This is a genomic window from Thermogemmata fonticola (assembly GCF_013694095.1).
GTDB lineage: Bacteria > Planctomycetota > Planctomycetia > Gemmatales > Gemmataceae > Thermogemmata > Thermogemmata fonticola.
Genome location: NZ_JACEFB010000030.1, coordinates 1 through 1,857 on the forward strand (window position 1 = coordinate 1; position 1,857 = coordinate 1,857).

Annotated in this window: 2 protein-coding genes; both read left to right on the plus strand. The window is 48.7% G+C overall.

Features of this window, described 5'->3' with window-relative positions:
• Nucleotides 1–308, plus strand: a 308-nt coding sequence (locus H0921_RS17525) for a DUF3099 domain-containing protein (protein WP_228500105.1), incomplete at its 5' end; no start/stop codon positions are given.
• A 985-nt stretch (nt 309–1,293) separates the two neighbouring features.
• Nucleotides 1,294–1,857, plus strand: a 564-nt coding sequence (locus H0921_RS17530) for a hypothetical protein (protein ID WP_194539828.1), incomplete at its 3' end; no start/stop codon positions are given.

Consider the following 1,857-nt stretch of genomic DNA (forward strand, 5'->3'; position numbering starts at 1 on the left):
AGGATGTATCGGAGGTGGTGGTAGTGGAGACGCGAGTGGGGAAGTCTGGGTATCCGATTCCGGTGCGTTGGACGCTACAGAACGATGCTGGGGTAGTCACGAGCGAGTATGATTTGCGTGATGAAGGGGTGGAGCCGTTGGAGAGGGAGTTTACGTTGTCGGCGTTTGGATTGCCGGAGCCGGTGGGTGTGGAGTGGGAGCGTCCGGTGCGGTGGTATTTGTGGCTGATGCTGGCGGGGATGGTGTGTTTGGTAGCCGGCGGAGTATTTTATTGGCTGAGCCGCCGCCGAGCCGGAGGGACGAACTGAGGGGAGACTATTGGGTCGCAGAAACTCCCGTGATCTTGAAGTTGAGGTTTTCACTCTGATTACCGGAGCATATCGAAGTGTGGAGAAGGTATAGGTTGGGGTGTGGTAGGCTGTTGTCATATCGGTGGGTTGTGGTAATCTGGATGGGGAAGGGTTTAGCGTTGCTGGTGTGCGGTCTGGTGCTCGTACCGCAAAACCGGCTGCTGGGGGAGGAGGAGACCGAAATAGTGTTGGTGGGTGACGGCTGTGCTGGCGATGAATGTAACATTTCATGTCTTGGTCAGGAACCACCGTGTCGTGGGGGACAATTGGCTTGCAACAATGATGGCGGTGGTATCAGGAACTGCGGTACGTGTGCATGTAGGCAGCGAAATTACGATAAAACATGCCGTTGTTTATTGACACCATAACCTGGGGATTGATGCCATTATCGCAAGAGTGTTCCATTAGCAGTGTTCGAATATCTCACTCGATGTTGGTAATCCGGACTCGATTCTAGGTGTCCGGTTAGCCTGTAAATATTTTTAATAGTTTAGGAAAATAATAATATCATAGGTGATTTATGGAAAAAAATAGATATCCAAAATGGGTGTACTATTTTATATATAGGTTGCTATATTTTATATTAGCATTATTTTGTGTATTTGTTAGTCTAGGTACATCTGAGATGCAATCTTCGGACAATCTACGGCGGAGATTTTTACAGGAGGCGCCCCGACTATGGAAGGAATATCGTGCCCGGATTCAACAATTTGACGGAACTCTGACAAGGATGATGTATGTGGATGACAAGTTAGAGAGTCACTATCGTTTTGAGTACAAGCATAATGCATCTTGTCGTATGTGTATCATGTATCCATTGCTTGCTCAAGATGAGATTGGAAGTGTGTACGCGTATAATGCGAAGTACAGTTTTGGATTGATACGGAGAGGGTCTGAGCGTCCTTGGGTCCTGAGAGGGTATCAGATGCGGCAGGAAGGAGTGATGACGCCGGAGATGAGAGAAATTGAATTGCAGTTGACGCCCCTGTGGGATTTGTTGAAGGCTGATACTTCGGATGTGGCAGCGTTGGTGTGCCGACCGACGTTTCGGATACTGCGAATGGAGCTACTTCACCGAGAGAGTGAGAAGTTAGTCCGGATGGAGTTTGACAATACCCATCCGCTAGAACTTCGATCTAAGGATTTTGAGCCGATTCAGTCCGGTGTATTGCTTTTTGATCCGGCACGTTATTGGTGTGTACGAGGTTGTGAATTGAATTCTAAGTATATCAATGCTGATTCAAAAATTACAGTAGCTATAGAATTGCAAGACCGGTCGGATAATTTCCCGGTTCCTAAACGCATTACCAGCACAAGTAATCAAGTGCGAACAGGAGGAGAACGCCTACGTGTAGCTTGGATAACGGAATATGACATATTTGAACCATCCCGTTTGCCCTCAGACGAGGAGTTTACGTTGTCGGCGTTTGGATTGCCGGAGCCGGTGGGTGTGGAGTGGGAGCGGCCGGTGCGGTGGTATTTGTGGCTGATGCTGGCGGGGGTGGTA